This window comes from Catenuloplanes niger (assembly GCF_031458255.1).
Taxonomy (GTDB): domain Bacteria; phylum Actinomycetota; class Actinomycetes; order Mycobacteriales; family Micromonosporaceae; genus Catenuloplanes; species Catenuloplanes niger.
The window spans coordinates 7,948,812-7,973,734 of the sequence record NZ_JAVDYC010000001.1; the positions used below are offsets into that span (position 1 = coordinate 7,948,812).

Here is a 24,923-nt window from a genome sequence, read left to right on the forward strand (position 1 = left end):
CGGCCACCGACACCGGGCGTCCCGGCACCGTCCACGCCGGATGTCTCGGGGCCGTCGGCTCCGGGTGTCCCGGGGGCGCCGAGCCCGGGTGTCCCGCTGCCCCCGCCGCCGGGTGTCCCGGGACCGGCGGGCGCCGGGAGCGCGGACGGCGGCGCGCGAGCGGTGCGGGTGCTCGGCTTCGTCTCCGCGCTGGCGCTGGCCGGCGGGGCCTGGTTCGCCGGTGCGCTGCCGGCCGGTCACCGCACCGGACCGGCCGGCCCGTACACCGCGGGTCTCGTCGTCTGCCTGCTCGGCCTGGCCGGGCTGATCGCCGCCTGGCTGCTGATCGCCCGCCGCCCACCGTCCCGCGGTCTGCTGCTCACCGGCGTGCTGTGGCAGCTGCCGGTGCTGTTCGCGCCGCCGCTCGGCTCCCGGGACGTCTACTCCTACGCCTGCCAGGGCTGGGTGTTCGCCGAGTCCCTGGACCCCTACGCGGTCTCGCCACGCGCCGCCGAATGCCCGTGGCTGCCCGGCGTGGCCACACTCTGGCAGGACGCGACGACACCGTACGGCCCGTTCGCGCTGCTGCTCTCCGGCGCTGCGGCGGCCTCCGGATCCTGGCTCGTCGCGCTGACCGTGCTGCGGCTGCTCGCGGTGGCCGGGCTGGCGCTGACCGCCCTCGGCGTGCACCGGCTCGCCCGGTCGTTCGGCCTCGACCCGCGCCGCGCCGTCTGGCTGGCGCTGCCCGCACCGCTGATCGCGGTGCACGCGACCAGCGGCGCCCACCACGACGCGCTGCTGGCCGGTCTGGTGGTGGCCGCGCTGGCCCTCGGACTGCGCGCGGGCCGCGCGCCGCTCCCCGCCGGCACCGCGTCCTACGCCCCGGGCATCACCGCCCCGGGCACCGCCGGTTCCTCCGGCGCCCTCGGTTCCTCTGAGGCCGCCGGTTCCGCTGGCGCCATCGGTCCCTCTGAGACCGCCGGTTCCTCCGGTGCCGCCGGTTCCCCTGAGGCCGCCGGTTCCGCGGCTGCCGCCGTTTTTACGAGTGCTGCTGGTCCGTCTGGCGCCGCGGGTTCCGCCGGTGCTGCCACCTCCGTGGGCGCCGCAGGTGCCACCGCTCATGCCGGTGCCGTTGGGCTCCGGCCGGCCGGGCCCGTCGCCGTCGCGGTCGTCGCCGGTGTGGCGCTCGGTCTCGCCGCCGCCATCAAGATCACCGCGTTGGCCGCGCTGCCGTTCGTGCTGATCCTCGCCGCCCGCACGGCGCTCCGCCGTACCGTCGCGGTCGTCGCCGGCCTGGTCGGCTCCTTCGCCCTGGTCAGTCTCGTCTCCGGGCTCGGGCTGGGCTGGCTCGCCGCGCTCACCGAGTCGACCGGGCCGAAGCAGTGGACCTCGATCCCGACCGGCGTCGGGATGGCCGCCGGCTACCTGCTGCGCCCCCTCGGCCTCGAGGCCCACGAGGACACCGCGCTCGCGGTCGCCCGCCTCGCGGGTCTCGTCGCGCTCGCGGTGATCGCGACGAGCTGTCTGTGGACCGCCTGGCGGCGCCGCGCCGATCCGCGTGCGGTCGTCCTGCGCGCCGGATACGTGCTGCTCGCGCTGGTCCTGCTCGGCCCGGTCGCCTACCCCTGGTATTTCCTGACCCCGGTCCCGGTGCTCGCCGCCGCGCTGGTCACCGACCGGCACCTGCGCCGGCTCGCGCTCGGTGCCGCCCTCGCCGCGCTGCTGGTCCTCCCGGACGGCCTCGGCATCCCGTCCCAGACCAAGGCCCCGGGGGCGATCGCGGACCTGGTGCTGGTCATCGCGGCCGCGGTCGTCGCGATCCGCCGCCGTGCGTCCGGGACGCGGCACGGCTGACGCGCGGCACGGCTGACGCGCGGTGCGGCGTGCGGTGCGGCTGGCGTGCGGTGCGGCTGGCGTGCGGTGCGGCTGACGCGCCGCAGGTGTCGAGCACGTGGGCCTGCCGCGGTGTCACCCGCCCGCGTGCGTCCCGGCCGGACGTGCTGCCGGCGGGTCAGCTCCGCAGCAGGCGGGTGGCGAACACCTCGGCGTCCGTGCCGAGCGCCTCCCGGACCGCGTCCGCGCCGCCGTTCACCCGCCGCGCCACGTCGACCCGGGTGAACTGGGCCGGCCACAGGTGGTCCACCAGCGTGCCGCCGGTGAACTGCGGCGACATCGCGGTGTGCGTCTCCTGGGTGAGCAGGAACGTGCCGGGGCAGTGCACCGCCTCGGTGGCCAGCACCTCGCCCGCGCTCACGCCGTCCCGGCACTCGATCCGGCGCGCGCCGGCGAGCGTGTAACCGTAGGTCGCCGCGACGAGCGCGCCGGTCACGGTGAGCGTGCCGAGCACCACGACCCGGGCCTTGCGCCGCAGCACCAGGTTGCCGGCCACGGTCACGTCGCCGGGCCAGACCCGCATCGCGCCCTTGTCCAGCACCACCGGCCCGGTCAGTGACAGCGGCGGGCCGGGCGGGACGGCCGCGGTGAGCACGCGCAGCATGGCCCAGCGCAGCGGCAGGTGGGCGCTGCTCCACTCCTTGAACGCCGGCACCTCGGACAGGTCGTCCGGGATCTCCTCGAACGACCTGTCCAGTGCGTCGGTGCCGGCGCGGGCGAACGGTGTCTCCCGTGCGAGCGTCTCCCGGAGTGACCGCCAGACGTCCAGCACCCGCGCCCTGTCCAGCGGAACCGCCGCCTCCGGCCACTCCGTCCCCGTGTCAACGCCCACCGGCGCATCGTAGCCCGATTGGTGGAGAAATAGACCTAATTCACGCAGAGGCAGAACGGGTGCCCGGCCGGGTCGAGGAACACCCGGAACGTGGTGCCGGGCTGGTGCTCGTGCTTCACCGCGCCCAGCTCGATCACGGCGGCCTCGGCCGTGTCGAGGTCGTCCACGATCACGTCGAAGTGCATCTGCTGCGGCTTCTCCTGACCGGGCCAGACCGGCGGCGCGAAGTTGTCCACCCGCTGGAAGTTGATGCAGGCGCCGTAGTCCGCGCGGATCTCGGCCCAGTCCGGATCGGAGTCGTCGATCTTCCAGTCCAGCATCGTGCCGTAGAACCGGGCGAGCGCGGCCGGGTCCGGACAGTCGAGCGCGATGCTGGGGTTGCGTGCGATAGCCATGCCATCACGCTAGAACCGATTCCCGACAGCCGTTGACGGGTTTGTCGAACGGGATCAGGCCGGGTTCCGGTGACCGGGCAGCAGGTCGATGATCGAGCTCGACCGCAGCGCGGCACTGTTCGTACCCGCGTGGTGTGACATGCCCTGGACCAGCTCGTCGAGCGCGGCCCAGGCGTCGTGGCGCGGCGCCCAGCCCAGCTCCGTCGCGGCCCGCCCGGCGTCCAGCAGCGGCACGCCCACGGCCAGGTCCAGCCAGCCCGCGTCGGTCGGCTGCAGCCGCGCCCGCCAGGTGGCCGCGGCCAGCCCGCGCAACACCGCCAACGGCACCGGCACGGTACGCCCGTGGAAGTGATGGGCCAGCCCGGCCGGTTCCAGCACCGGATCGGCCACGATGTTGAACGCGCCGGACACGTCCGCCCGGATCGCCCGCAGGTACGCGTCCGCGACGTCGTCCGCGTGCACCGCCTGCACGCGCAGCCGTGGGTGGTCCGGGATCAGCGGCACGCGCCGGAACCGCAGCAGCGACACCGGCAGCAGCGGCCCGAGGAACAGCCGTGCGATCCCGGAACCCGCGTCGTGCTGGAAGATCAGTCCGGGTCGCAGCAGCACCACCCGCGGCCCGTCCGCCGCCCGCAGCAGCGCCTCCGCCGCCACCTTGTCCTGGCTGTAGCTCGACGTCGGGATGCCGGTCGCCGGATGCGACTCGTCCACCGCGTGGTCCTTCGGCCCCTCGCCGTAGACGCCGACCGACGACGCGTGCGCGAGCACCGGCACGCCCGCGCGGCGCACCGCGTCCAGCACGTGCCGGGTCCCGCCGACGTTGGTCCGCCGCAGCTGCTCGCGGTCGTGGCTCGGCTGGATCTGCCACGCCAGGTGGATCACCGCGTCCACCCCGGCCAGCCATCCGGCCAGCGGTTCCACCACGGCCGGATCGCCGAGGTCGGCCGCGTGCCAGCGCACCCCGTCGTAGGGCGCGCCCGCGCCGAGCGGCGGCACCCGCCGCGCCACCCCGATGATCTCGATGTCCGGCTCCGCGCTCAGCCGCCGCAGCACCGCCGTACCCACGTTCCCGGTCGCGCCGGTGACAAGAATCCGCATGACCAGCCGTTTACCCCGCCACACCGAAACCATCCAGCGGTACGGCGCCGGAGCCGCCCGGATCCGCCCGCACTCCCACGTTCCGCGGCTCCACCCCGGGCGGCACCCGGCCGGGCGGCGTCGCCGCCGGTCCCCGGCGCCCGCCGCGGTCAGGCGGCCCCGCAGCGGTGGGCCTCCGGCACCCGCATGCGCGTGGACCGCCGCGGTCCCGGCACGTCCGGCGGTGGGCGCAGCAGCGAGTCGTGCAGGCCGCGCAACTCCGGTCCGGGCCGGACGCCGAACTCGTCGGCCAGCCGGCGCCGGTGCCGGTCGCACTCGCGCAGCGCGTCCGCCGGCCGGCCGGTCACGATCAGTGCCCGGACCAGCGCCGAGGTCAGCGCCTCCACGTCCGGGTGGTCGGCGGCCGGGCCGCGCAACCCGGCGAGCACGTCCGCGGCGGACCCGGTCCGCGTCTCCACCTCGGCCCACGCCACCAGCGTGTCCAGGCACTCCCGGTGCAGCAGCTCGCGGGTGCGGACGGCCCAGTCGCCGGGCACGCCGGTGAGCGGTTCGCCGCCGGGCAGCGCGACCGCGCGGCGCAGCCCGGCCAGCCGTTCCCCGGTGCCCCGGTCCCGGTCGCGCGCCTGCCGGACCAGGCGGCGCATCAGGTGCAGGTCGACGCGGTCCGGGTCGACGTCGAGCCGGTAGCCGCCGGGCTGCCGCACGATCCGCGGCGGCTCCGGCCAGTCCACGTGCGAGATCACCCGGCGCAGCCGGGTCAGGTGGGTGCGCAGCGTCTCCGCCGCCTTCGCGGGTGGGTCGTCGCCCCAGACGCGGTCGACCAGCGTGTTCCGGCCGACCACCGTGCCCGCGTCGACCAGCAGCGCGGCCAGGACCGCCCGCCGCCGCGGCTCACCGACCGCGACCGGTTGCGTTCCGTTGTCGATCTCCACCGGCCCGAGCAGCCGGAATCCCGCGACCATGATCGCCCCCCGATGCGGTCGTGCCCCCTGCGAGCCACAACGCTTTCGTCAGCCCTCAGGTTGCATACTCGCTCGGCACCGGGCCGGTCGGCCACGGGGGCGGCCACGACCGGTGCACCGAAGGAGGAGAGATGACCCGGAACATTCGGATGACCGCCGGGCTGGCGGCCGTGCTGGTACCGGCGGCCGCCCTGCTCGCCGTCGGCACGTTCCTGACCGGTTCGTACCACGACCTCGGTGTGGTCCTGGCCGGCACGCACTGGGACGGCGTGATCCCGGCCGTGCTGGCCGGCACGCACTGGGACGGCCTGGTCCCGGCCGTGCTGGCCGGCACGCACTGGGACGGCCTGGTCCCGGCCGTGCTGACCGGCACCAACTGGGACGCGCTGATCCCGCTGTCGCGCGGCGGCGGGCAGACGCTCGCGCCCGGCCTCGCCGACATCAGCTGGGGCGCCCTCGGCGGCAAGGACTGGACGGCCGCCGGCCTCGCCGGCCTCCACGAGGCCCGGTAGTCACGAACCGGCGGTGGCGGCCACGATCCCGCGCGTGGCCGCCACCGCCGTCGTACCGTCGTGGGTCAGGACTCCCGGGCCGGTTCGCGCAGCGACGCGGCGGAGTTGACCCAGGCCAGGATCAGCGCGCAGCCCGGCAGCGTGGCCAGGCCCAGGACCGGCGCCTGGTTGACCGCCACCGCGGCCGCGGCCAGCACCAGCAGCGTCAGGCCGCTCAGCCACCACCGCCGCACCGCCGCGTAGGCCGCGGTCAGCAGGCCGGGCCACAGCCGGGTGCCCGGCCGCAGCGGCAGCAGCGCCAGCGAGACCACGCCCGCGGCCGTGACCAGCACGGCCAGCACCACGAACAGCGGCACCAGGTACGCGCCGGCCGGGTGGTCGTGCAGCGCCACCACGTCCGCGACGAGCACGCCGAGCAGCGCGGTGGTGAGCGCGCCGCGCAGCAGTGCCGGCCGGAGGAACCGGCGGTACGCGGCCACGTAGGACGTCTCTCCGTGCAGGTAGCCGAACGCGGCCGCGACCGACGGCCCGACGCTCAGGGTCAGGGTCGCGAAGAACAGCGGGTACGCCGTGGGCTCCGCGACGATCGCGAGCGCGGCCAGCAGCGGCAGGTTCGCCACCGCGAGCGCCAGGTTCAGCACCAGCGCCCGGTGCAGGAACGACCAGACCGTCTCCCAGGTGCCGTACGAAACGTTGATCATCATTTCAGCCCCGAGGTCGCGATGCCCTGCACGAAGTAGCGCTGGCCCAGCAGGAACACCGTCAGGATCGGCACCACCGAGATCACCGAGCCCGTCATGATCATGGCGTACTCCGCGTCGTAGAGGCCGACGAACGCGCGCAGGCCGATCTGCACCGTCCACAGGTCGTTGCTGGTCAGGTAGATGAACGGGCCCATGTAGTCGTTCCAGGTGTTCACGAACGTGAGCAGCGCCAGCGACGCGAGCGCGGGTTTGGACAGCGGCAGGATCACCCGTGCCCAGATGCCGTACTCGGAGAGCCCGTCCAGCCGCGCGGCCTCGCTCAGCTCGTCCGGGATGGTCAGGTAGTACTGCCGCATCAGGAACACGCCGAACGCGCCGAACGCCTGCAGCAGGATCAGCGACAGGTGCGTGTCCACCAGGCCGAGCTTCTGCATGATGATGTACTGCGGCACCATGTACGCCTGCCACGGCACCGCGATCGTGGCGATGTAGGCCAGGAACAGCGCGTCCCGGCCGGGGAACCGGACCTTCGCGAAGCCGTACGCGGCGAAGCTGCCGGTCAGCACCTGCATCACCGTGACCGAGACGCTGAGCAGCATCGAGTTGCCGAGGTAGGTCCACAGCGGGATCCGGTCCCAGATCTCGGCGAAGTTCTCGACGCGGAACTCGGCCGGGATCCACTGGATCGGGACCGTGAACACCTCGTTGTTCTGCTTCAGCGACGACGAGACCATCCAGGCGAACGGGATCATCACCAGCAGCGACAACGCGATCAGCAGCGCATAGCCGAGGATCTTCCCGGCCGTACCGCCGCGGGGTTTCGCCGGTGGGGTGGTGACCACCGCCGGTGGCGTCTCGAGCAGCGTGGTCATCGCTCACTCCTCTGCTGGAGGCGGAACTGGATCAGCGTGACCAGCAGGACGATCACGAACAGCACCATCGAGATCGCGGACGAGTAGCCGAAGCGCCCCTGCGTGATGCCCTCCCGGAAGATCAGCTGGGACAGCACCAGCGTGGACCGGCCGGGCCCGCCCTCCGTCATCACCTGCACCAGGTCGAAGACCTTGAAACTGGAGATGGTCAGCATGATCACCACGAAGAACGTGGTCGGCCGCAGCGACGGCAGCGTGATGTGCCGGAACCGGGCCCAGCGGCCGGCGCCGTCCACCTTCGCGGCCTCGTACAGCTCCTGCGGAATGGTCTGCAGGCCGGCCAGGTAGAGCACCATGTAGTAGCCCATGTCCCGCCACACGCTGGTCAGGATCACCGCGGGCATGGCCCAGTCGGACGACGTGGTCCAGCCGGGCGGGTTGTCCACCCCGATGCCGCGCAGGAACTGGTTGACCGGGCCGAGGTCCGGGCTGAACAGCATGTTCCACACCACCGCGACCGCGACCAGCGACGTCACGTACGGGAAGAACAGCGCGGTCCGGAACAGCCCGACGCCGCGCAGCGGCCGGTTCAGCAGCATCGCGAAGCCGAGCGCCGCGACCAGCGTCAGCGGGATGTGCCCGATCGCGTAGTAGCAGGTGTTCCACAGCGCCACCCAGAACGTGGAGTTGTTCCACATCCGTGTGAAGTTGGCCAGCCCGACCCACTCCGGCGTGCTGTAGGAGTCCCACTCCATGAAGGACAGGGCGAGCGCGGCGACGACCGGGACGAGCGTCAGCGCCGCGAAGCCGAGGAAGTTCGGCAGGATGAAGCTCCAGCCGATCAGGGTGGTGCGGCGGCGTGTCTTCGGCGCGGCCGTCCGGGTCATGATCGCCACGTGGTCTCCCCTCCGCGGTGCGGGGCCGGCCGTGGCGCGGCCGGCCCCGCACGGTGTCCTGCGGTCAGCCGACCTCGTTCTTGACCCGCTCGCCCATCTCCCTCAGGCCGTCCGGGACCGTCTTCTCACCCGCCATGATCAGCTCGTGCTGCTCCTTGAGGATCGCGTCCACGTCGGAGGACGTCTCGCTGACCGGCATCTCCAGCATGATCTCGTCCGGCGCGAACGCCTTCTTCGCGGTCTCGTCGTTCGGCATGCCGGCCACCCCGGCGTACGCGGCCAGCACCGCGTCGTCGGTGAACGACGGGTAGATGCCGATCTTGGCGACCGCGGTCGCGCCCTTCTCGCCGGACGCGAACTCCACGAACTTCCGCGCACCCGCCGAGTTGGCCGCGTTCTTGTTCACCGCGAACGCGGTCGGCGAACCGAACGTCTTGACGCCCGCACCCTCGGCCGGCTGCGGCATCGGCGCGACGCCCCAGTCGATGTCGTGCTTGCCGGCGGCCTTGTCCGCGAGCAGGCGGGCCGAGTACCACGCGCCCATCGGCACGAACGCGGCCTTGCCGGTGGAGAACTGGCTGTCGTAGCTGACCTTCTGGCTGTTCGCGGTGGCCCACGGCATGATCGAGCCGGACTTCTCCAGGTCCTGCGTCATCGTGTACTGGTCGGCCATCCAGGAGTAGTCACCGCTCAGCTGGTCGCCGCCGTTCTGTGACGCCGCGATCGCCTGCACGACCGAGCGCCAGACGTGGTGGTACGCGCCGTAGACCTTGTTCGCGCCGTCGCCGGTGGTCTTCTCCTTGACCAGCGCCGCGTACTCGTCCCAGGTCAGGTTCGCCAGGTCCGCGTCGCCGACCAGCTCCCTGTTGTAGTAGAGGACCCAGAAGTCCTGCCGGTACGGCAACGCGTAGTACTTGCCGTCCAGGTCGTACGAGTCCAGCCCGCGATAGCTCTCCTTGGGCAGGCCGTCCACCAGGTCGGTCAGGTCCGCGAGCTGGCCGCGGGTGCCGTACCGGGCGTAGTCGGTCACGTTCTTCATGGTCAGCACGTCGGTCTTGTCGCCACCGGCCAGCATGGTGGTGACCTTCTCGGCGTAGTCGTCGCCGGCCAGCAGGTCGACCGGCTGGATGTCGATCGTCGGGTTCTCCGCCTCGAACGCGTCGAACAGCGCCTTGAACTCCGGCGTCTGGTCGTACGCCCAGACCGCGACGGTCAGGACGTCCTTGCCGTCCGCGGTCTTGGCCGGCTCGTCACCGCCGCCGCCACAGGCGGAGGTGACCAGGACCAGCGCGGTCGCGACCGCCAGGTTTTTCATGAGGTGCCTCTTCATGAAAAATGACTCCTTTGTCGGTTATTTCTTACGCGTGCGTCGTGAGCAGGTCTGCGGTGACTTCCGCGTGCAGCGGTTCGGCCGCGACCCAGCGGCCCAGCTCGTCCAGCGCGAAGTCGCTGAGCCGCAGGATCTCCGTGCCGAGCGACCCCGCGATGTGCGGCGTGATCATGACGTTGGGCACGGACCGGAGCGGATGGTCCCGGGGGAGCGGCTCCGGGTCGGTGACGTCGAGGATCGCGAAGAGCCGCCCGGACCGGCACTCGCGCTCCAGGGCCCGCGGGTCGATCAGGCTCCCGCGCGCGGTGTTGATGACGGTGGCGTGGTCGGGCAGCAGCGCCAGCTCGGCCGCGCCGATCATGCCTCTGGTGTGCTCGTTCTCCGGTGCGTGCAGGGTCAGCACGTCGCTGGTGCGCAACAGCGATTCCAGATCCGCGGGTACGCCACCGGCGCGCCGCACCTCGGCCGGGTCGGCGAACGGGTCCGCCACCAGGCACTGCGCGTGGTCGAGCAGGCCGAGCAGCCGAACCACGCGGCGCCCGATCCGGGAGAAGCCGACCACGCCGATCGTCCGGCGGAAGTTGGACAGGTCGCCGTAGCCGTCCCGGTGCCCCCACGCGGTCTGGTTCGCCGGGTCCGCGGCCAGGAACGGCGCCTTCTTGCCGGCCAGGATGATCGCCGCGAGGGTGAACTCGGCGACCGGGATCGCGTTGATGTCGGCCGCGTTGCTGACCCGCAGACCCCGGCGCCAGACCTCGTCGCTGACCAGCGGGCGGACCGTACCGGCGCAGTGGATGATCGCCTTGAGCCGTGCCGCCCCGGCCAGCCGCTCGCCGGTCAGCTGCGGCGCCCCCCACGACGTGAGCAGCACGTCCGCGTTCCTCAGTCGTTCCTGGGCGCCGGGCGAGTCGAGCTCGTCCACCCAGACCGGGTCGCCCAGTGCCACCATGCCGGCCAGCCGGTCGAGGCGCTCCCGGTCGAAGTGCGCCCGGAACGAGCTCTCGTCCATGACGAGCAGCGCCCGCGGCTTTGACACTGGTGCCTCCCGCTCAGATTCGGTAAAAGGTGAGCTGGGTTACATGAATAACGGCAGGCGAACATGGAGGCCAGACCTCGTAACCTGCCGGACACAAACGTTCAGACTCGAACACCGCACCTGGGGGCGCCGTGCAGCCGGATCGCATGTTCAACCTGCAGCGCCAGGAACGCCTGCTCGGCGAGCTGCGCCGGCACGGCGCGGTCCGGGTGCGTGACCTGGCCCGTGACTTCGGCGTCTCCGAACTGACCATCCGCCGCGACATCGCCGCGCTCGCCGACCGCAACCTGCTCACCAAGGTGCACGGCGGCGCCACGCTGCCGATCGACTTCGTGCCACCGTCGCAGCGGCCGCGGCGGGCGCCGGCGACCCGGTTCACCATCGGGATGGTGGTGCCGTCGCTGGACTTCTACTGGCCCGCGATCGTCGCCGGCGCGCGGACCGCCGCCGCCGTGCTCGGCGTCAGCATCCAGCTCCGCGGCTCCAGCTACGACCAGGACGAGGACCGCCGCCAGATCACCCGCCTGATCGAGGCGCAACAGGTCCAGGGCCTGCTGCTGGCCCCGAGCCCGGACGGCGACGGCGACCGCCTGGACGAGATGATCGAATGGATCGGCCGGCTACCGGTCCCGACGATCCTGGTCGAACGTCAGCCGTCCCGCTGGACCCCGACGCCCCGGCAACTGGAATGGGTCCGCAGCGACCACGCGCTCGGCGTCGAGCTGGCCGTGCGCCACCTGTGGGAGCACGGGCACCGGCGGATCGGCCTGGTGCTCTCCAAGGGCAGCCCCACCTCCGCACACCTGGAACGCGGCTGGCGCGCGGTCTGCGCCGACCTCGGGCTCCCGGACGAGCTGCTGATCCGCGAGTCGGTGGCGCTGGACGCGCCCGGCCACCGCGAGAAGATCGCCGCCATCCTCGCGGCCTGCCGCCGCACCGGCACGCGCGCGCTGATCGTGCACAGCGACCCGGACGCGATGTCGGTCGCCCAGTTCTGCGCGGAACAGGGCATGTCCATCCCCGGCGACCTGGCCATCGTCTCGTACGACGACGAGGTGGCCCACCTGGCCGAGCCCGCGCTGACCGCGGTCCGCCCACCGAAGAACCACGTGGGCCGGGTCGCGGTCGAACTGATGGTGTCCCGGCTCCTGGAGGGCGAGCGCCGCCCGTCCCAGCAGGTCCTGGTCACCCCGGAACTGGTGATCCGCAGCTCGTCCCTGCCGCGCGTGGTGCGATAGCAGCGTCGGCGTCCGCCGATCGCTACGCTGCTTGCGTATCGACGCGAATCATGGACGGGGATGCGGATGACGCAGGTGACCGGTGCGCGGCCGTACGCAGCGGCTGGGGCGCTCTTCCAAGACGATGCGGGCCGCGTTCTGCTCGTGATTCCCACCTACAAGCAGCAGCACGACATTCCCGGTGGCATGGTGGAGCCCGGCGAGACGCCCCGGGCCGCTTGCGAGCGGGAGATCCGCGAGGAACTGTCGCTGCACCGTACAGTCGGACGGCTTCTGGTAGTCGACAGCCAGGTTTATCCGACCGGCGATGACATCCTGCTGTTCATCTTCGACGGTGGTGAATTGTCGCCCGACGAGCGGGACTCCCTCGCTCCGGACGGCGTCGAAATCTCCGGGTTTCACTTCGCCGCGCCGGAGACACTCGATCGGTTCGTTCCCGGAGACTTCGCGTCTCGCCTGGTCAACGCCGTAGCGGCGCGTCGTTCCGGTGACACCTTCGACCTGGACAAGGGCCGTCGGACGTGCGCGTGAACGAGGAGATGTCCCTCGACGAAGCGGTGGACTGGCTGGCAGCGGACCGATCTTGCCTGCCGTTCTGCGGTGCGGGTGCCTCCATCCCGGCTCCGGCCTGCGCCCCGGGCATCGCCGTGCCGCTCGGCGCCACCACCAGGTTGCTGGCCGAAGTGGCGGGATGGCCGGATTTCGATCACTCTCCCGGGATGGAGCGGGTGCGTGGTGATCTCCTGCCCGAGTCGTGTTACGGCGCGATCGCCTCCGTCGCGGGCACGGCCGACCACCTCCGGCTCTGGTCCTCGTATGCGTGGAGTGACGTGCCCGGAGAACCGGGGCCACTGCCGAACGCCGGACACCACCTGTTGGTCCACATCGCGCAACGGCATGCCCTCCCGGTGCTGACGACGAACTTCGACTGCTTCATCGAGGACGCGGCGGAGCGCCAAGGACTACGACCGATCGTGGCGCTGCCGGACCGGCGGGACCGTTTCCCGAAGATACGCACCAGAGACGGCGAGGTGGCGGTCTGGAAACTGCACGGCAGTGCGTCGGACATCGGCACGATCCGAAGCCAGGCAGCGGACCTGGCGCGCAGTTCACCCCGGGCGCTGCGGGACCAGCTGCGGCTCGGAGCGAAGCGGGTGCTGATCGTCGGCTACAGCGGGCGCGATTTCGACATCTTCCCGGTGCTTGCCGAACTTGCCACCACCGCCGAATGCGTATGGGTGGACCTGAACTTCCCTCCGGAACACCGCGCCTTCACAATGCGAAACTGCCGCCGGGTCACGGCGAGCTTCGAGGACCTCGCGCGCCGGTTCTGGCGGGCACACCCGGCTGGCTCGGATGCGGCGCGTACCGCGCTTGACGCGGTTCTCTCGCGGTCGGACACGCATTCGGAGGAGATCAGACTCCGGTACGTCGGCCGGGTGCGCGATGCCACCGTGGCGAGCCTGGCACCCGTTCTGAACAGTAATCCGCGTCGTGCCTCACTGGCGCTCGCCACCGCGGTGGCTACGGTCGCCGACTTCCCCGTCGTCAACGAGATCCTCGCCGCCGGTGAGAGCACGACGGTGCGCGGCCTGTTGCTCGAATCATTCGCCGCGAGTTCGACGGATCGCCACCGCGACGCGGAACAGGCGGCACGCGCCGCGGGACGCGCAGCCTGGCGTGCGGGGGACGTCTTCGGTGTCGGCCGTGCCGAGATCGCGGTGTGTTACGCCCGGGTCCGCCGATTCGTCGGTACGATTCGGGATCCCGAGATCTCCGCGCCGTCACCGGAACCTGTGCGGGCGGTGCTGGCCTCAGCCCGGCTGGTCGCCGACGTCCTGCTGCTGTCACCGGTCTTCGCGGTCGCGTCCGCTCTCGTCGCCCGGCGCGCGGAGAACAGGCGGCATTACGACGCGCTCGACTTCTGCGCCGACTACGCTGAACAGCTGATCCGGTTGGGCGGGATGGTAGCCGTCATCCTCGGGCGCCTGCCTCGAGGCACCGGGCGTGCGTCGGACACGATGTGGCGGTTGATCGGCGCCGCCGCCTCATCCGTCGGTTACATACGCGGTGTCCTCAACACCAAGAAGTACCGGTCCCGGGGGCAACCGGTGACGGAGGCGGAAGAGGCCGCCATCGCCGCGTCGTTCATCGGTGACGCGGTGGCGGGTGCCCTTCTTGCCCGAGACAACGCGGCTCGCCACCTAAAGCAGATGACCGAGGCGTCCGACGCGGACCGAGAGGCCGTCCGCGCCGCCGCCGAACGTGACCTCCATCGAGGCTATCTGCTGGCGACACGCGCGGACGTACCCTCTCTCCAGCTGAAGATCCTGCTGATGGTGCGTCGGCATGGCCTGATCGAGCCACCTCTTGCCGATCCCGCCGGCGTTGTCGGCAGGCTGCAGGGTGAGGCCGACGAACATGCTGCCGCCCAGGTGAGGCACCTGCTGCTGGGCCCGTGAATCGATACCTACCGCGGAGATCCACGAGTCCCGTCCAGGGCGGAGGCGCCGACGGAACCGAGGAAGCGGGCACGTGACCTCTCGAACTCTTCCGAGAGTTCGTGGAACAGGACATCATCCAGAGTGTCACCGGTCATCGCCTCGAAAAGTCCGACGACGTCGTCACGAGACGTCGAAACGGTGATCTCAAATCGCCGGGTAGAGGGAGATCGGCGAATCCTGGACAGCTCCGACTGTTGCATTCTATAGATTATAGAATCGCGCGGGAAACGCACCGTGCGAGGGAACACGGTGCCTCGATCCATGTCGCTGAAAAGCGATACCCAAACAGAGGCGTCGAATAACTCGAACCTGTCGAGTGCGGGCTCCTGAATGAACAGTATCTCAATGGAGTCGCAGCTGTGGCGCGCCTCGAAGAGCCCAACAAGCCCGGACAGCAGTGATCGGCGCATGTGTTGCCGCAGTTCGTCAGGACTTCTCGCGCCGACGCTTTGCTGAGCCAGGCGATATCTGAGACGGGCGTCCAGCGCGTACGGAACCCTAGGGTCTGGCAAGACGAAGTGAGCCTGAACCTGTCGGTTTCGGCTGGCCAGCAGTCGCATTGCGCAGAACTTCGCATGCAGGCCGTTGTACCAGTACTCCTTCGAGCTGTGCAGATCGTCCGTCATCTGCTCGTTGAATGCCTGATTCGGGCGATCGGACGGCTCGAACTCGTCGGTGGGGAAGTAGCGCCTATGGTGTAGCCGTATGGCACTACGCATCTCATTGACAACCGACTGCCCGAGGCTTTCGCGAGTGAGCTTCTCGACAAAAAATGACTGCATGATGCCGAATGAGGCAGATACCAGAAGACCCGTCGCGACAGCGTTTATGCTGCTGCTAAGAAGGCTGTGGGGAAGAGTTGATCCCCACCAGAGAAGGCATATTGACAAGATGGCTGAGCCAAGGAGAAGGCTGATCTGGCTTGTTTGTGAGAGGCGCTTCAGTGTGGCGCTCAATGTGGCTCGAAGATTTTCCTCAGGCGAATATGGCATGGGCAGAATCTAGCACATAGAACGCTTCCGGAATGGAATGGTAAATATTATCACGGCATTTCTTGGAAGCCGTGAATCCACGGCTTCTTGTTGTCGCTGAGCGTCATGACCGATTTGCTGGGGCGGTCACCTCTTGATTGTGCCAAGCTCAGTAGGATGGCGGCCAGGGCGCGCACCGAGTTTCGATGTAGTTCGATTCCGCTTCGCGATGCATCTGATTTCAAAAAGTCTTCGAATAGGTCCTTCCTGGCTTGGTTGCCAAGGCTGTCCGACGCGCTACCGGCGTTCCGGGGAACGAAAACTGTGCGACTGTCTGGCCGCCGATCAGATCGCTGTTGCGATAGATGGAGACGTCAAACGAGTTTTCCGTCCTGTCGTCGGAACCACTTTGATAAGAGTGCGCTTGAATACTCATCAGCGGGCCGACCTGGACTGTGAGCCGTTCGTGGCGCGCTCGGCCGTTGCTCTTGTATGTGTCCGTGGGAAGGTTGAGCCAGGCGCGTCGCGAGAACGATGTCTGGAGTAGGGACAGTACTGTTGAAGTGATCACCGAGGATCGCCGAAGGAATTGTCCTGTGATAATGGCGTCAGTTTCTCCCCACTGCTGCCTGGGGAGGGTGGAAGGGCGATCGAAATCCGCGAATCGATTCCATTCTTCTTTGCCGAATGCGCGACGATAAGAGGAATCTGTCAGTTGATCAGTAAGGTCCAAAGGGCCGGAACTTGCCGACTCGAAGGAAAGATGGGTCGGTGGGCGATCGGCGTGGAAATTCGTCTCGCTTAGCCAGCACAGCAGATCCACGAAGTGATATCCGGAGTGCAGTAGTTTTCCATATCCGTACCGGTAAGGGTGGCCTTCCCGGAGGGCGAACTCCCATGGCATGTTCCAGGTTCCATCTGCGTGATATATGTCGATGTAGGTGATCGGCACGCCGAACTTTCTTATGACGTCCTCTAGCGCCGACCTGATGGCGGTGTATCCCGGGTGCGCCCGTCGCTGCGTCTGTATGACCACGTGGCTACCCGTGGAGGTGGACCGTTCCGCCAGGTGGTTGTAGTCATCTATTAGGCGCAGGGCTGTTGACGAACTCCCTGCTCTCAGGTCGCGAGCGGTCGGTGGCTTCTCCAGCAGAACGTTGATCCCCCGCATCAGTGCCCATTCCGCGTACTGGAGATGGTGCATCGGTTCAGTTGCCACGATGCATCCCCAAGGGCGCTGGCCGTCGGACAGTAGTGTCCTGTCCAGCTGTTCCGTCGTCACATGCTTTTGGTGCGCTTCCTTGTCGTCGAGTAGAAGAACTGTGCTCGGCTGGACTGTGCGCGTGGACAAGTAATCGTACACCTCCTTCCGCTTGGATTCAATATCCACGATCGCTGATATATAAACCGATCCGCTGATATGGTGGCGTTCAAGTAGCGGATAGTAGAACGTCCTGGCGTACGGACCGAAGCCGAACAGGATTATTGGACGACGAGTCATTTTCGTAACTCCTGTCCCTTTTTTCTGAAGTAAAGGGTGAATATCGTGGATATCGCCAAATTGGAATTTGTGCCAATCGCCGGTCATCTAGGGGCGGAAGTTCGAAATATCAGACTTGATCGTCCTTTGGGTGCGGATGCGGTGGCCGCCGTCCAGCAAGGGCTGAGCCGGTTCAAGGTGCTCTTCTTTCCGGAGCAGTGGTTGTCCCATGAGCAACAGACTGCTCTCGCGCAGCAATTCGGTACGCTTGCCAAATCGCATCCGTGGATCTCTGTGGTTGCCGGCCATCCCGCTGTTCATCCCTTGGTGACCGGGCGTTCCACGATTGTCGGACTGCAGGCTGCGCACCGCGCGCGGTGGCGCCGGCCTGCAGCTCTGTCGGGATGGCACGCGGATCTCACCGCGGTCGTCAACCCGCCGAAGTTCAATATCCTCAGAGCGGATTCGGTGACGAGTCGAGGAGGTGACACGATCTGGGCGGACATGGTGGCCGCATATGAGAACCTGTCTGATCCACTCCGACGTCTGGTCGACGGTCTGACGGCTCTGCACCGATACGGTGTCGGCTACGTGCCGTACGGAGGCGTGCAGGATGAGTACAGCGAAAGGGTCCGCTCTGTAGCTTTGGCCTCGTGTCATCCGGTAGTTCGAGTTGTCCCGGAAACGGATAAGCGGGCGCTCTTTGTGAACCCGTCCTTCACCAGCCACATCGAAGAAGTCAGCCCGGCGGAAAGCGCGCATCTGCTTGCGCTGCTCTTTGAGCACGCCACCCGGACGGAGTTTACGGTGCGGTACCGATGGCGCCCTGGTGATCTTGCTCTTTGGGACAATCGCACCACGATCCATGCCGCACCCGAGGATCATGAACACCTCGGTGAGGAACGCGTGATGTATCGAGTGTTCGTCGCAGGTGATCGCGCAATTGGCCCGCTTGGGCAGGTCTCCCGAACTGTGTGCGGTGAGGACTACCCGAGGGCGTGACGCTGGCTGGAGCGTCATGGGACCTGCAGAATCGGCCGCACCGGCCACTCCGGGCCGTATGACGGAATGATGAGCAGCGGCCCGTCATGGGTGAAGCTCAGGTGAGCGCGGAAGCTTACCCTGTCGCCTGGCCGGCAGAAACAGAATGCCTTGGACAGGCTGACCACGGTGACCTCCGCGAACCGCCGATTTCCCACCATTGCATCCGTGAGCGTGAAAATCGATGGCAGGTCCAGATGCTCATCGGCCATAGGTGCGATGAAGGTGGCGTGGACCATCTCGGCCGCCTGCGGTTCGGTGCGCGGAACCGGTGCCGCGCGTGCCCGGTCGTTGCGACGACGGGAGTGATAGGCGATGGAGACCCGAGCCCCTCGGTAAAGGAAGTTGAATCGGTCTCTTCCGTTGTTCTGGAAGACTTTGTATAACTCTTCTGTCGTGATCTCCGGGTATGCGGCGCGCCAGACATAGAACAGATTAGTCTGTTCGTCGGGCGGCCACCGAATCTCCCAGTCGGAGGTGGGATCCCTGACCATCGTCAGCAGCGCGCTGGCAACCCTTCGAGCCGATATGGCGCCGTATACGTCCAGGTCGAAGTCCGACTCGTTGACGGCGAGCCCGCACGCGTAGGAACCATTCAATCCGAGGTCGTCCTCGGGGATGATCCGGGTCAGTGACAACAGCATCGTCCGTAGATGCGGTGAGACCTCCGCTTCTCCGCGCAGTACCCGTGCGGCGGCCTCCTCAGGATTGATGTGTTCCACTATGTCGTGGGGTTGCACTGAGGTGATCTCAGTGAGTTTCGGGCAGGATTCGGTATTCGAAGTGGGTGAGGTGAAGTGCGGCGGCGACGATGTCACCGATTCGTCGTGGGCTGGCGGTGGTATGGCGTAGCGTTTTCCAGCGGCCGACGAGGATGGCGAAGCCGCGTTCGCCTTGCCAGCGCAGGCCGCGTAGCAGCCGGTTCACCGTCCGGTTCGCCACCGCGAGTTGCCGGCCGCCGGCCGGTTGTTTGGTGGGGGTTTTGATGCCGTGACCTGCTCCTTCGTAGCCGGCGTCGGCGAGGGCCGGCAGCTGCAGTTCGGCGGCGGCCCAGTTCAACGCGGCGGTGACGCCCAGCTGCTGAGCGCAGCTGAGATCATGCATATGCCCGGGCAGTGACGGTGAGGTCCAGATGATCAGCCCGTCAGGGCGCATGACGGCCTGGACGTTCGCGCCGAAGTCCCGGTGCTTTCCCGAGTACCAGGCGTCGATCGTCTCGCCCTTCACGCTGGTGGCGGTCTCCGCGAGGCGGTCACAGTCGAACAGCTTGCCGTCCAGAATGACGAACGCCCAGCCCTCGTCGGCGGCCCGTTGTAACGCCTCATGCAGATCAGGTGCCTGGGCGGACAGCACGGTGATGCCTTCGGCGAGATACCGGTAAACGGTGGCCCGGGAGATCCCGAACCCGGCGCCCAGCACCGTGGCGTCTTCGGCTTTGCGGAACCACACTATGACCAGCAGCGCCTGGTAGAAGCAGGTCAACGACCGTGTCCCGCGACGGGTGCCCCTCGCCCGCCGTTCGGCGGACAGCAGCTGGGCAAGGTAGCGCACCAGTTCCCTGGGCACGTCGAGCATGGCAGGATAAGCGATCACGTGGAGCCCTCTCGTAGACCTGTTCCGTCGCAAGAACCTGTCTATCGATGGCTCCACGCCCATATCCAGCACCATCCGCTTCGACCCGATATGCCCGTGTCTACAGCAGAACCGCGCCGCAAGTCCTCGTTGAGATCACCTCACTAGCTCGAACGCTCGGTGGTAGACCGGAACATAAGCGAAAGCAAGTTGGCGGGGGGTGGGCCGGCCGTCCGGCCATCTGTGGTCTCGGACCTTCACCATGCGGTCTCGATGGGGAAGGTCGTCGCTGGGGGCCGCACTGAGCGGCGCCCAATCCGGCACGGACAGTATCCCGGCCTCCGGATGCAGGTCGCCTATGGCTTTGTAGATCCAGCCGTTGCGTAACCGCATCTTATCGGCGTAACGAATCCCGCTGTCCCGGAGATCGTACGTCCGCCAGGTGGGAGTGGAGTTCTGCCAGGTCGGTGATGCCACCGTCCATGCCTCAGTCATCCGTTCCTCCCAAGAGAGCGTTCAGGTCCATGAAGACAAGTCGTGAGTTGTCGAAGTCGCTGATCAAGGCGGTGCGTTCGGCCGAATCCACGCTGATGAAGCGTGGGAAGTAGAGGCTTCCGGCGAGGCGGGTCGTCGTGTCGGCGAGAGACCGAATGTCCCCGTTTCTGGCCGCTAGGAGAAGCCGGTGGTTGCCGGTGTCGACGATGAGCATCCTTTCGTCCTCGAGCACCGCTATCGCGCGTGGATGGCGGAGTGGGATCCCGGTAAGGTCCGAGACCTGCTCAGCGTTGATAGACCATGTGATGGTGCCGTCGACGGCGACGCGAACGACGCGATGTGCGCCAGTGTCGCAAACCAACACTTCGTCGCCGAGGGCAAGAGCCATGTGCGGATCGTTGAAACCGTGCCACGACATGGAGGAAGTGCCGTCGATCCGGAGTCTGACGACACTTCCCGCACCGCTGTCGGTGATGAGGAGGTCCGTGGAACCTTTGATGACGGATATGTGATGCGGGTCTACGAACGGTACTGGTTCGCTCGCATCGGTCAACCGCCAATCATGCAGCGACTGCTTGACCCGGCCGTCGTGGTCGAGCCAAGTCAACCGGCCGTTGCGCCCATCCGCGACGACGGTGCCCTCCGGCGTTTGTACGGCGAACCGGGGCCAGTCCAGGTTTGTTTGCTCGCGCAGCGTCGGCGGTGGCAGTTCCTGATGGATTTGGCCGTCCGGAGAGAGAGCGAGTACTCGGCAGTTGTGGGAGTCCGTCACCACTATTCGGTCTGGAGCGGCGAAGTGGCCACCTCGAGGCTGAATGATTTCAGTGGAGGTCACCTCTGCTGATCCATGCAGTTCCACGAGGCCACCGTCCGGAGCGATCTGGAGGAGCCGGCCACCTCGACCCTCGGCCACCAAGAGGCTTCCGTCGTCGCACATCACCGCGGTGTTCGGGTACCACAGACGGAATGACGGTTCGGAGAAAGAGTCGAGCATGCCCCAGGAGCGGTGCAGTCGATCACCATCGAACTCCAGCAGACGATTGTTCTTGGTGTCCGTTACGAGCACCGTGCCTTGAGAGGTGAACGCGGCGAATCGTGGTGCGTTGAGCAAACCGTCCTGCTTGCCGGCCCAGCCAGGTCGGCCCGTCACCCGCCGCGGTGGTCGGCTGCGGAACGGGACAGGGAAGTGGAGCACGATGTGCCGACGCGCGTCAGCGACGAGAAAGCCGGTACCGTCCGGCGCTGCGCTGACTCCGGACGGTTCCTCCAGTCCGTCAGGTGCGCCGCCCTCGAAACGCAAGGCGCCCGATAAGTCGTAGCCCCGTATCAGTCCTGAGGTGGGGAAGACCGCGACCACCAGATCGTCCCCGATCAGCGTTGCTGCTGTTGCTGGGCAGGAGAAGGCGGTGCTCTCGACGTTGTCGCCCGCTCTGTCTCGACCGTGGAGCTCGAGAATACCGTCACGGATCATAAGCAGCCGTGATCCTGACACCGAGGCAAACGTTACTCGTCTATCACCGGTGGAGCGCCATCCTTCTATTGGGCTTACGTGGCCGAGGCCCTCCGTAGTGTGCACTGCTAGAAGATGATCTCGACCGAGTGGGAAGGCGCATGCGAAACCGGTATTCATCAGTGCGCTGCGGTGTACGGCACCGGGTTGCCTGAGCCGCCTGCCCAGCTCCCACGCGATATTTCGACCGTGTAGATCTTCCCGAGGAATGCGGTGTTGTGCCGGCGACTGCCCTACCATGGGTGCGCTCGGCCGTCGCGGTAGACGAACGGGTTCGGGCTGGCCTGCTGCCGGCACAGCGAGATCAGGGACCGTGCTGCGTCGTCCGGCTCCACGTTCGCGTCCACGGCCGCGAGCCGAGTTCGGAGAGCGCCGGGATGAACAGCAAAGACTCGGATGCCGACAGCGGCGAGGTCCTGACGCAGACAAAGGCCGGCCATGTTCTCTGCGGCCTTGCCGATGCGGTATGCGTAGTGCAGGGGCCCGGTCACCTTCTCCTCGGAGGCGACGGTGCTGAAGGCTCCCCACCTCGACGAGACCAGCGCGACCGCCGGCCTGCCGGCGCTGAGCAGATTGGGGAGCAGTGCCCGGGATATGTGGATCGGCGCTAGGCAGTGAAGAGCCAAGGAGTGGCGTACGTCATCGAGGTTCAGATCGTTCAGTCCGGCTGGACCGTAGGTACGGCCCGCATTGTGAATCAGGAGGGATACGGGCGTTTTCCGCACTGCTGCGACGATGCGGTCGGCGGCCTGATCGGTGGTTACGTCGGCCACCACCGCCCGCACATGGTGGCCGAGTGCCCGGATCCGGTCTTGATCGGTGGACTGCCGGACCACCCCGACGGTTCGGACGCCCTCGCGAGCCAGGCGACTGATCAGAGCGAAGCCGAGGCCTCGTGAGGCTCCGGTGACGACTGCCATCCCGGTCGTCGTCACCGAAGGCTCGATTTTTCCGACCTTGCGCGTTCGTTGCCACGATAGATGGCGTCACCAGCGACGAGGATCTGCGTTGTATCCAGCGGGCGTGGGTCGAGCTCGTCGACGCTGCGATAGCTCAGAGCGATGCTCATCCGTGTGGTGTTACCTGCGTTCCGGCCCACGGAGTGAAAGGTGAGGCTGTCCAGAAGAAGGACGTCGCCTGTCGAGGCCGGCACCGGGAGGACTTGTTCAGACAGCTCTTTGATCTCGTCGTGAGCATCTAGCCACGTGCCGCCGCCGTCCGGTTGTGGAACACCGAAGAACGGGGCGAACTGAGAACCCGGTATCACTTGCGTGCAGCCGTTGTGCGTGGTCGAGTCCTCGAGATAGACGATCGCGGTGATGACATTGCGGCTCCATTGCAGAACGTCCCGATGCAATCTCGCCTCTGCCTCGCCCGGTCCGTTGACAGATGCCTGATTGTGCCTGTTGGTCTGGAATATGATGTTCGGTCCCAGGAGCGATGTGAGCGGCTCCAGAATTCCGGGGTGCGTGATCAGGCGCCTGCCAAGTCCTGGATCGCGGTCAACGAACTGGTAGAGCTTGAGCTGGCCGCCGGTGCTGACGGCCGGTGGGCCGCTTCGCGGATCAACACTCTCGTTCGTGATCAGCTGTTTGAGGCTTCCGACGAGATCACCACTGATGCATCCTCTGAGTATGAGATAGCCGCACTGGCGAAAGTGGCGTATCTGCTCGTGTGTAAGGATGGTGACCTCCGGTGAAGGCTTGTCCAGCGATAGTGCCGGGGACAGTCATTCGATGGGTGTATGGGTGCCGGCAGACTGCGTGGTGCGCCAGATCTCTTCGAATTGTTCTAACCAGTACTTGAACCACTGGCCGTCCGCTCGGGTCAGATGGATGTGCATGCGGGAGCCGATGGTGTCGTTCCGGAAGCCGTGAAACTCGACGTTCGCGAATCCGCGCGGTGACTGCGGGTCGATTGCAACGATGCTGAACCCTGGATTGAACGGGATCTCGCCGTACGCAAAATCCCCGCTGACCTGCCAGCGGGACATCGCCTCCAGGCGGTTGCGGATCTCTCGCATGGACGCCGCTGCCGCCTGCACCGGATGATCGAGAAGGGCATCCAACTGTGCGGCGATCGGATCGTTCTCATCGAACAGCCGTAGCGTGACGATGCGTACCGTGCCATCGTTTCTCGCCAGGGCGCCACGACGGAGCATCTCGCAGCGTTCGTTCGTCAGGAAGTTCGTCCCGACCGGCGCAAAGATCCATACTTCTCGGGCGGTGCGTAAGGCGTCGGATATCGGATGACGGTCGTAGTCACTACGGTCGAGGAACCGTTCCTCTTGATGGGCGGCCAGAGCGACGCGCAACAGCAGGAAACCGATCCCCGCGAACAGCAGTGACCAGCGGAGGTTGTCCGGCAGGTCCGCGCCGATCAGTAGCAGCGCGCCGAAGATGAAAGCGACGACGGTGGTTGCGTAAAGGTCGAGGGAGCGTTTCTGCTTGATGTCGTCCACGATCTGATGAAAGCGCCGCACCATGCCGCAAGTCTCACAGTCCTATGTGACTTTCGGAGTCCACCGTCCGGTCAGCGGTCTTGACCGTCCGGGACCATGCGTTCCGGCAGCGGCACTCGACATCGGCTACCGGCGGGCTTGGTCTCACCATGCGGAGCGACCTATCGAGGCTTCGGTCTGAGGGCCTCGCCGGTGAGCGGAGGGGTGTGTCGTACCCGATATTTCTAGATTTAGCGGTTTGCTTTCCGTGGTGGCGCTTACCGCGGCCAACAGACCGGTGATGAGCGGGCCTGACGTGCCGGCGGATGGTCCGGGTGCCCTACAGCGTCTCCTGCCGGGCCCGGGCCGTCGATATTCCCGGACCCCCGCGGATGATGTGTTCGCTGACAGAACGGCTCGGCGCGTCGAGCGCACAGCCACCCCGTAGGTGCGACGTTACGGTCGAACTGCTCGGCCTGTGGCCAGGCGGCGCGTAGGCGTCGCCGCTGACCGGTGAGGATGCGCCAACACGCCCGATGCGAGCACTCGCTTCAGAGCGCGGCACTGAGGCGGGTCTGGACGCGGTCCGCTATCGCGCGGATGTGCGGGGTGCGCAGGTGGGCGACGGCCGCGTTGGGGGAGCCGGGGCCGTGGCGGTGCAGCATGTCCGCGATGCGGGCGTCGATGCCCAGCGGCTCGCCGCGGGCGCCGACGGTCTGGTCGGCGTAGGTCAGCGCGTCCGAGGTCGCCGAGGCCTCGTCCGGGTAGTCGGCCATCTCCGCCTCGAGGCCGTGCACCGCGGCGACGAAGCAGGCGCCGGAGTGGTTGGCCACGAGGCCGGAGACTCGGGCCGGCCAGCCGTGGCGGTCGAGCAGGCGGGCACCGTCCAGCGGGTGGAAGCCGGTGGCGCGCGCCAGCTCGCCGTAACCGATGTCGTGCAGCCAGGCGGACGCGACCAGGATCTCCCGGTCCTCGGCCGGGACCACGGTGGCGAGCCGGGCGGCGCGGGCGGCCACGGCCGCGGTGTGCAGCCACCGGTTACCCAGGCCGCCTATCACCCGGTGGGCCAGCTCGCGGGCGGCGTCGGCGGTGGGACGCAGCAGGACCGAAGACATCCCACCACGGTACGACCGGGGAAGGGGACTCTGACCAGGCAGTTAGCC

General features: G+C 67.7%; 24 protein-coding genes. 6 read left to right on the forward strand and 18 right to left on the reverse strand.

The window, feature by feature from the left end; translation table 11 throughout:
• Positions 1-162 precede the first annotated feature (162 nt).
• Positions 163-1,833: a polyprenol phosphomannose-dependent alpha 1,6 mannosyltransferase MptB gene (gene mptB / locus J2S44_RS34905; protein WP_310422969.1), complete on the forward strand. Its 1,671-nt coding sequence runs from the start codon at positions 163-165 to the stop codon at positions 1,831-1,833.
• Between the two features lie 157 nt (positions 1,834-1,990).
• Here mptB and J2S44_RS34910 read toward each other — a convergent pair whose 3' ends face one another.
• From J2S44_RS34910 to J2S44_RS34925, 4 genes are all read right to left on the reverse strand, one after another.
• The gene (locus J2S44_RS34910) at positions 1,991-2,704 is read right to left on the reverse strand and encodes a hypothetical protein (protein WP_310422972.1); all 714 of its coding nucleotides are present in this window, start codon (positions 2,702-2,704) and stop codon (positions 1,991-1,993) included.
• Positions 2,705-2,739: 35 nt separating this feature from the next.
• Positions 2,740-3,099, reverse strand: a complete 360-nt coding sequence (locus J2S44_RS34915; protein WP_310422975.1) for a VOC family protein — start codon at positions 3,097-3,099, stop codon at positions 2,740-2,742.
• Positions 3,100-3,153: 54 nt separating this feature from the next.
• The gene (locus J2S44_RS34920; RefSeq protein WP_310422977.1) at positions 3,154-4,197 is read right to left on the reverse strand and encodes an NAD-dependent epimerase/dehydratase family protein; all 1,044 of its coding nucleotides are present in this window, start codon (positions 4,195-4,197) and stop codon (positions 3,154-3,156) included.
• A gap of 149 nt (positions 4,198-4,346) precedes the next feature.
• Positions 4,347-5,159 carry an AfsR/SARP family transcriptional regulator gene (locus J2S44_RS34925; protein ID WP_310422979.1) on the reverse strand — a complete coding sequence of 271 codons (813 nt, stop codon included), beginning with the start codon at positions 5,157-5,159 and terminating at the stop codon, positions 4,347-4,349.
• Between the two features lie 131 nt (positions 5,160-5,290).
• Here J2S44_RS34925 and J2S44_RS34930 point away from each other — a divergent pair, with 131 nt between their 5' ends.
• Positions 5,291-5,671, forward strand: a complete 381-nt coding sequence (locus tag J2S44_RS34930) for a hypothetical protein (protein WP_310422982.1) — start codon at positions 5,291-5,293, stop codon at positions 5,669-5,671.
• Positions 5,672-5,736: 65 nt separating this feature from the next.
• Here J2S44_RS34930 and J2S44_RS34935 read toward each other — a convergent pair whose 3' ends face one another.
• The 5 genes from J2S44_RS34935 to J2S44_RS34955 form a co-directional block, all read right to left on the reverse strand.
• Complete coding sequence (locus tag J2S44_RS34935; RefSeq protein WP_310422985.1) at positions 5,737-6,375, reverse strand: hypothetical protein; 639 nt, start codon at positions 6,373-6,375, stop codon at positions 5,737-5,739.
• On the reverse strand, positions 6,372-7,247 hold the full coding sequence (locus tag J2S44_RS34940) for a carbohydrate ABC transporter permease (RefSeq protein ID WP_310422988.1): 876 nt from the start codon (positions 7,245-7,247) through the stop codon (positions 6,372-6,374). The genes J2S44_RS34935 and J2S44_RS34940 overlap by 4 nt, the downstream gene beginning before the upstream one ends.
• Positions 7,244-8,134 carry a carbohydrate ABC transporter permease gene (locus J2S44_RS34945; protein WP_310430076.1) on the reverse strand — a complete coding sequence of 297 codons (891 nt, stop codon included), beginning with the start codon at positions 8,132-8,134 and terminating at the stop codon, positions 7,244-7,246. Before J2S44_RS34945 ends, J2S44_RS34940 begins: the two co-directional genes overlap by 4 nt.
• A 73-nt stretch (positions 8,135-8,207) precedes the next feature.
• Positions 8,208-9,473 (reverse strand): ABC transporter substrate-binding protein, encoded by a 1,266-nt coding sequence (locus J2S44_RS34950; RefSeq protein ID WP_310422991.1) that lies wholly within the window; start codon positions 9,471-9,473, stop codon positions 8,208-8,210.
• A 28-nt stretch (positions 9,474-9,501) separates the two neighbouring features.
• A complete protein-coding gene (locus tag J2S44_RS34955) occupies positions 9,502-10,509 on the reverse strand; it encodes a hydroxyacid dehydrogenase (protein WP_310422994.1) in 1,008 nt (335 codons plus the stop codon).
• A 146-nt stretch (positions 10,510-10,655) separates the two neighbouring features.
• Between J2S44_RS34955 and J2S44_RS34960 the strand changes: the two genes are divergently transcribed.
• From J2S44_RS34960 to J2S44_RS34970, 3 genes are all read left to right on the forward strand, one after another.
• Positions 10,656-11,747, forward strand: a complete 1,092-nt coding sequence (locus tag J2S44_RS34960) for a substrate-binding domain-containing protein (RefSeq protein ID WP_310422997.1) — start codon at positions 10,656-10,658, stop codon at positions 11,745-11,747.
• Positions 11,748-11,813: 66 nt separating this feature from the next.
• Entirely contained in the window at positions 11,814-12,278 is a 465-nt protein-coding gene (locus tag J2S44_RS34965) for an NUDIX domain-containing protein (RefSeq protein WP_310423000.1), read from the forward strand.
• Entirely contained in the window at positions 12,275-14,209 is a 1,935-nt protein-coding gene (locus J2S44_RS34970; protein WP_310423003.1) for an SIR2 family protein, read from the forward strand. The genes J2S44_RS34965 and J2S44_RS34970 overlap by 4 nt, the downstream gene beginning before the upstream one ends.
• Positions 14,210-14,217: 8 nt before the next feature.
• Here the strand turns inward: J2S44_RS34970 and J2S44_RS34975 are convergent, their stop codons facing one another.
• Both J2S44_RS34975 and J2S44_RS34980 read right to left on the reverse strand, forming a co-directional pair.
• Positions 14,218-15,033: a hypothetical protein gene (locus J2S44_RS34975; protein WP_310423006.1), complete on the reverse strand. Its 816-nt coding sequence runs from the start codon at positions 15,031-15,033 to the stop codon at positions 14,218-14,220.
• A 430-nt stretch (positions 15,034-15,463) separates the two neighbouring features.
• Positions 15,464-16,723, reverse strand: a complete 1,260-nt coding sequence (locus tag J2S44_RS34980; RefSeq protein ID WP_310423009.1) for a Gfo/Idh/MocA family oxidoreductase — start codon at positions 16,721-16,723, stop codon at positions 15,464-15,466.
• Positions 16,724-16,768: 45 nt separating this feature from the next.
• On the opposite strand from J2S44_RS34980, the gene J2S44_RS34985 reads away from it, so the two are divergent.
• Entirely contained in the window at positions 16,769-17,704 is a 936-nt protein-coding gene (locus J2S44_RS34985; RefSeq protein ID WP_310423012.1) for a TauD/TfdA dioxygenase family protein, read from the forward strand.
• 14 nt (positions 17,705-17,718) lie between these two features.
• Here J2S44_RS34985 and J2S44_RS34990 read toward each other — a convergent pair whose 3' ends face one another.
• The 7 genes from J2S44_RS34990 to J2S44_RS35020 all read right to left on the reverse strand — a co-directional run bounded on the left by J2S44_RS34990 (position 17,719) and on the right by J2S44_RS35020 (position 24,875).
• The gene (locus J2S44_RS34990; RefSeq protein WP_310423015.1) at positions 17,719-18,387 is read right to left on the reverse strand and encodes a hypothetical protein; all 669 of its coding nucleotides are present in this window, start codon (positions 18,385-18,387) and stop codon (positions 17,719-17,721) included.
• Positions 18,388-18,493: 106 nt separating this feature from the next.
• Positions 18,494-19,318, reverse strand: coding sequence for a transposase family protein (locus J2S44_RS34995; RefSeq protein WP_310409445.1), 825 nt, complete (start codon positions 19,316-19,318; stop codon positions 18,494-18,496).
• A gap of 484 nt (positions 19,319-19,802) precedes the next feature.
• Positions 19,803-21,281: an NHL repeat-containing protein gene (locus tag J2S44_RS35000; protein WP_310423018.1), complete on the reverse strand. Its 1,479-nt coding sequence runs from the start codon at positions 21,279-21,281 to the stop codon at positions 19,803-19,805.
• 272 nt (positions 21,282-21,553) lie between these two features.
• Positions 21,554-22,255 carry an SDR family NAD(P)-dependent oxidoreductase gene (locus tag J2S44_RS35005; RefSeq protein ID WP_310423020.1) on the reverse strand — a complete coding sequence of 234 codons (702 nt, stop codon included), beginning with the start codon at positions 22,253-22,255 and terminating at the stop codon, positions 21,554-21,556.
• Positions 22,252-23,049 (reverse strand): phytanoyl-CoA dioxygenase family protein, encoded by a 798-nt coding sequence (locus J2S44_RS35010; protein WP_310430078.1) that lies wholly within the window; start codon positions 23,047-23,049, stop codon positions 22,252-22,254. The genes J2S44_RS35005 and J2S44_RS35010 overlap by 4 nt, the downstream gene beginning before the upstream one ends.
• Positions 23,050-23,781 carry a hypothetical protein gene (locus J2S44_RS35015; protein WP_310423023.1) on the reverse strand — a complete coding sequence of 244 codons (732 nt, stop codon included), beginning with the start codon at positions 23,779-23,781 and terminating at the stop codon, positions 23,050-23,052.
• 530 nt (positions 23,782-24,311) lie between these two features.
• Positions 24,312-24,875 carry an HDIG domain-containing metalloprotein gene (locus tag J2S44_RS35020; protein WP_310423026.1) on the reverse strand — a complete coding sequence of 188 codons (564 nt, stop codon included), beginning with the start codon at positions 24,873-24,875 and terminating at the stop codon, positions 24,312-24,314.
• Between the last annotated feature and the right edge of the window lie 48 nt (positions 24,876-24,923).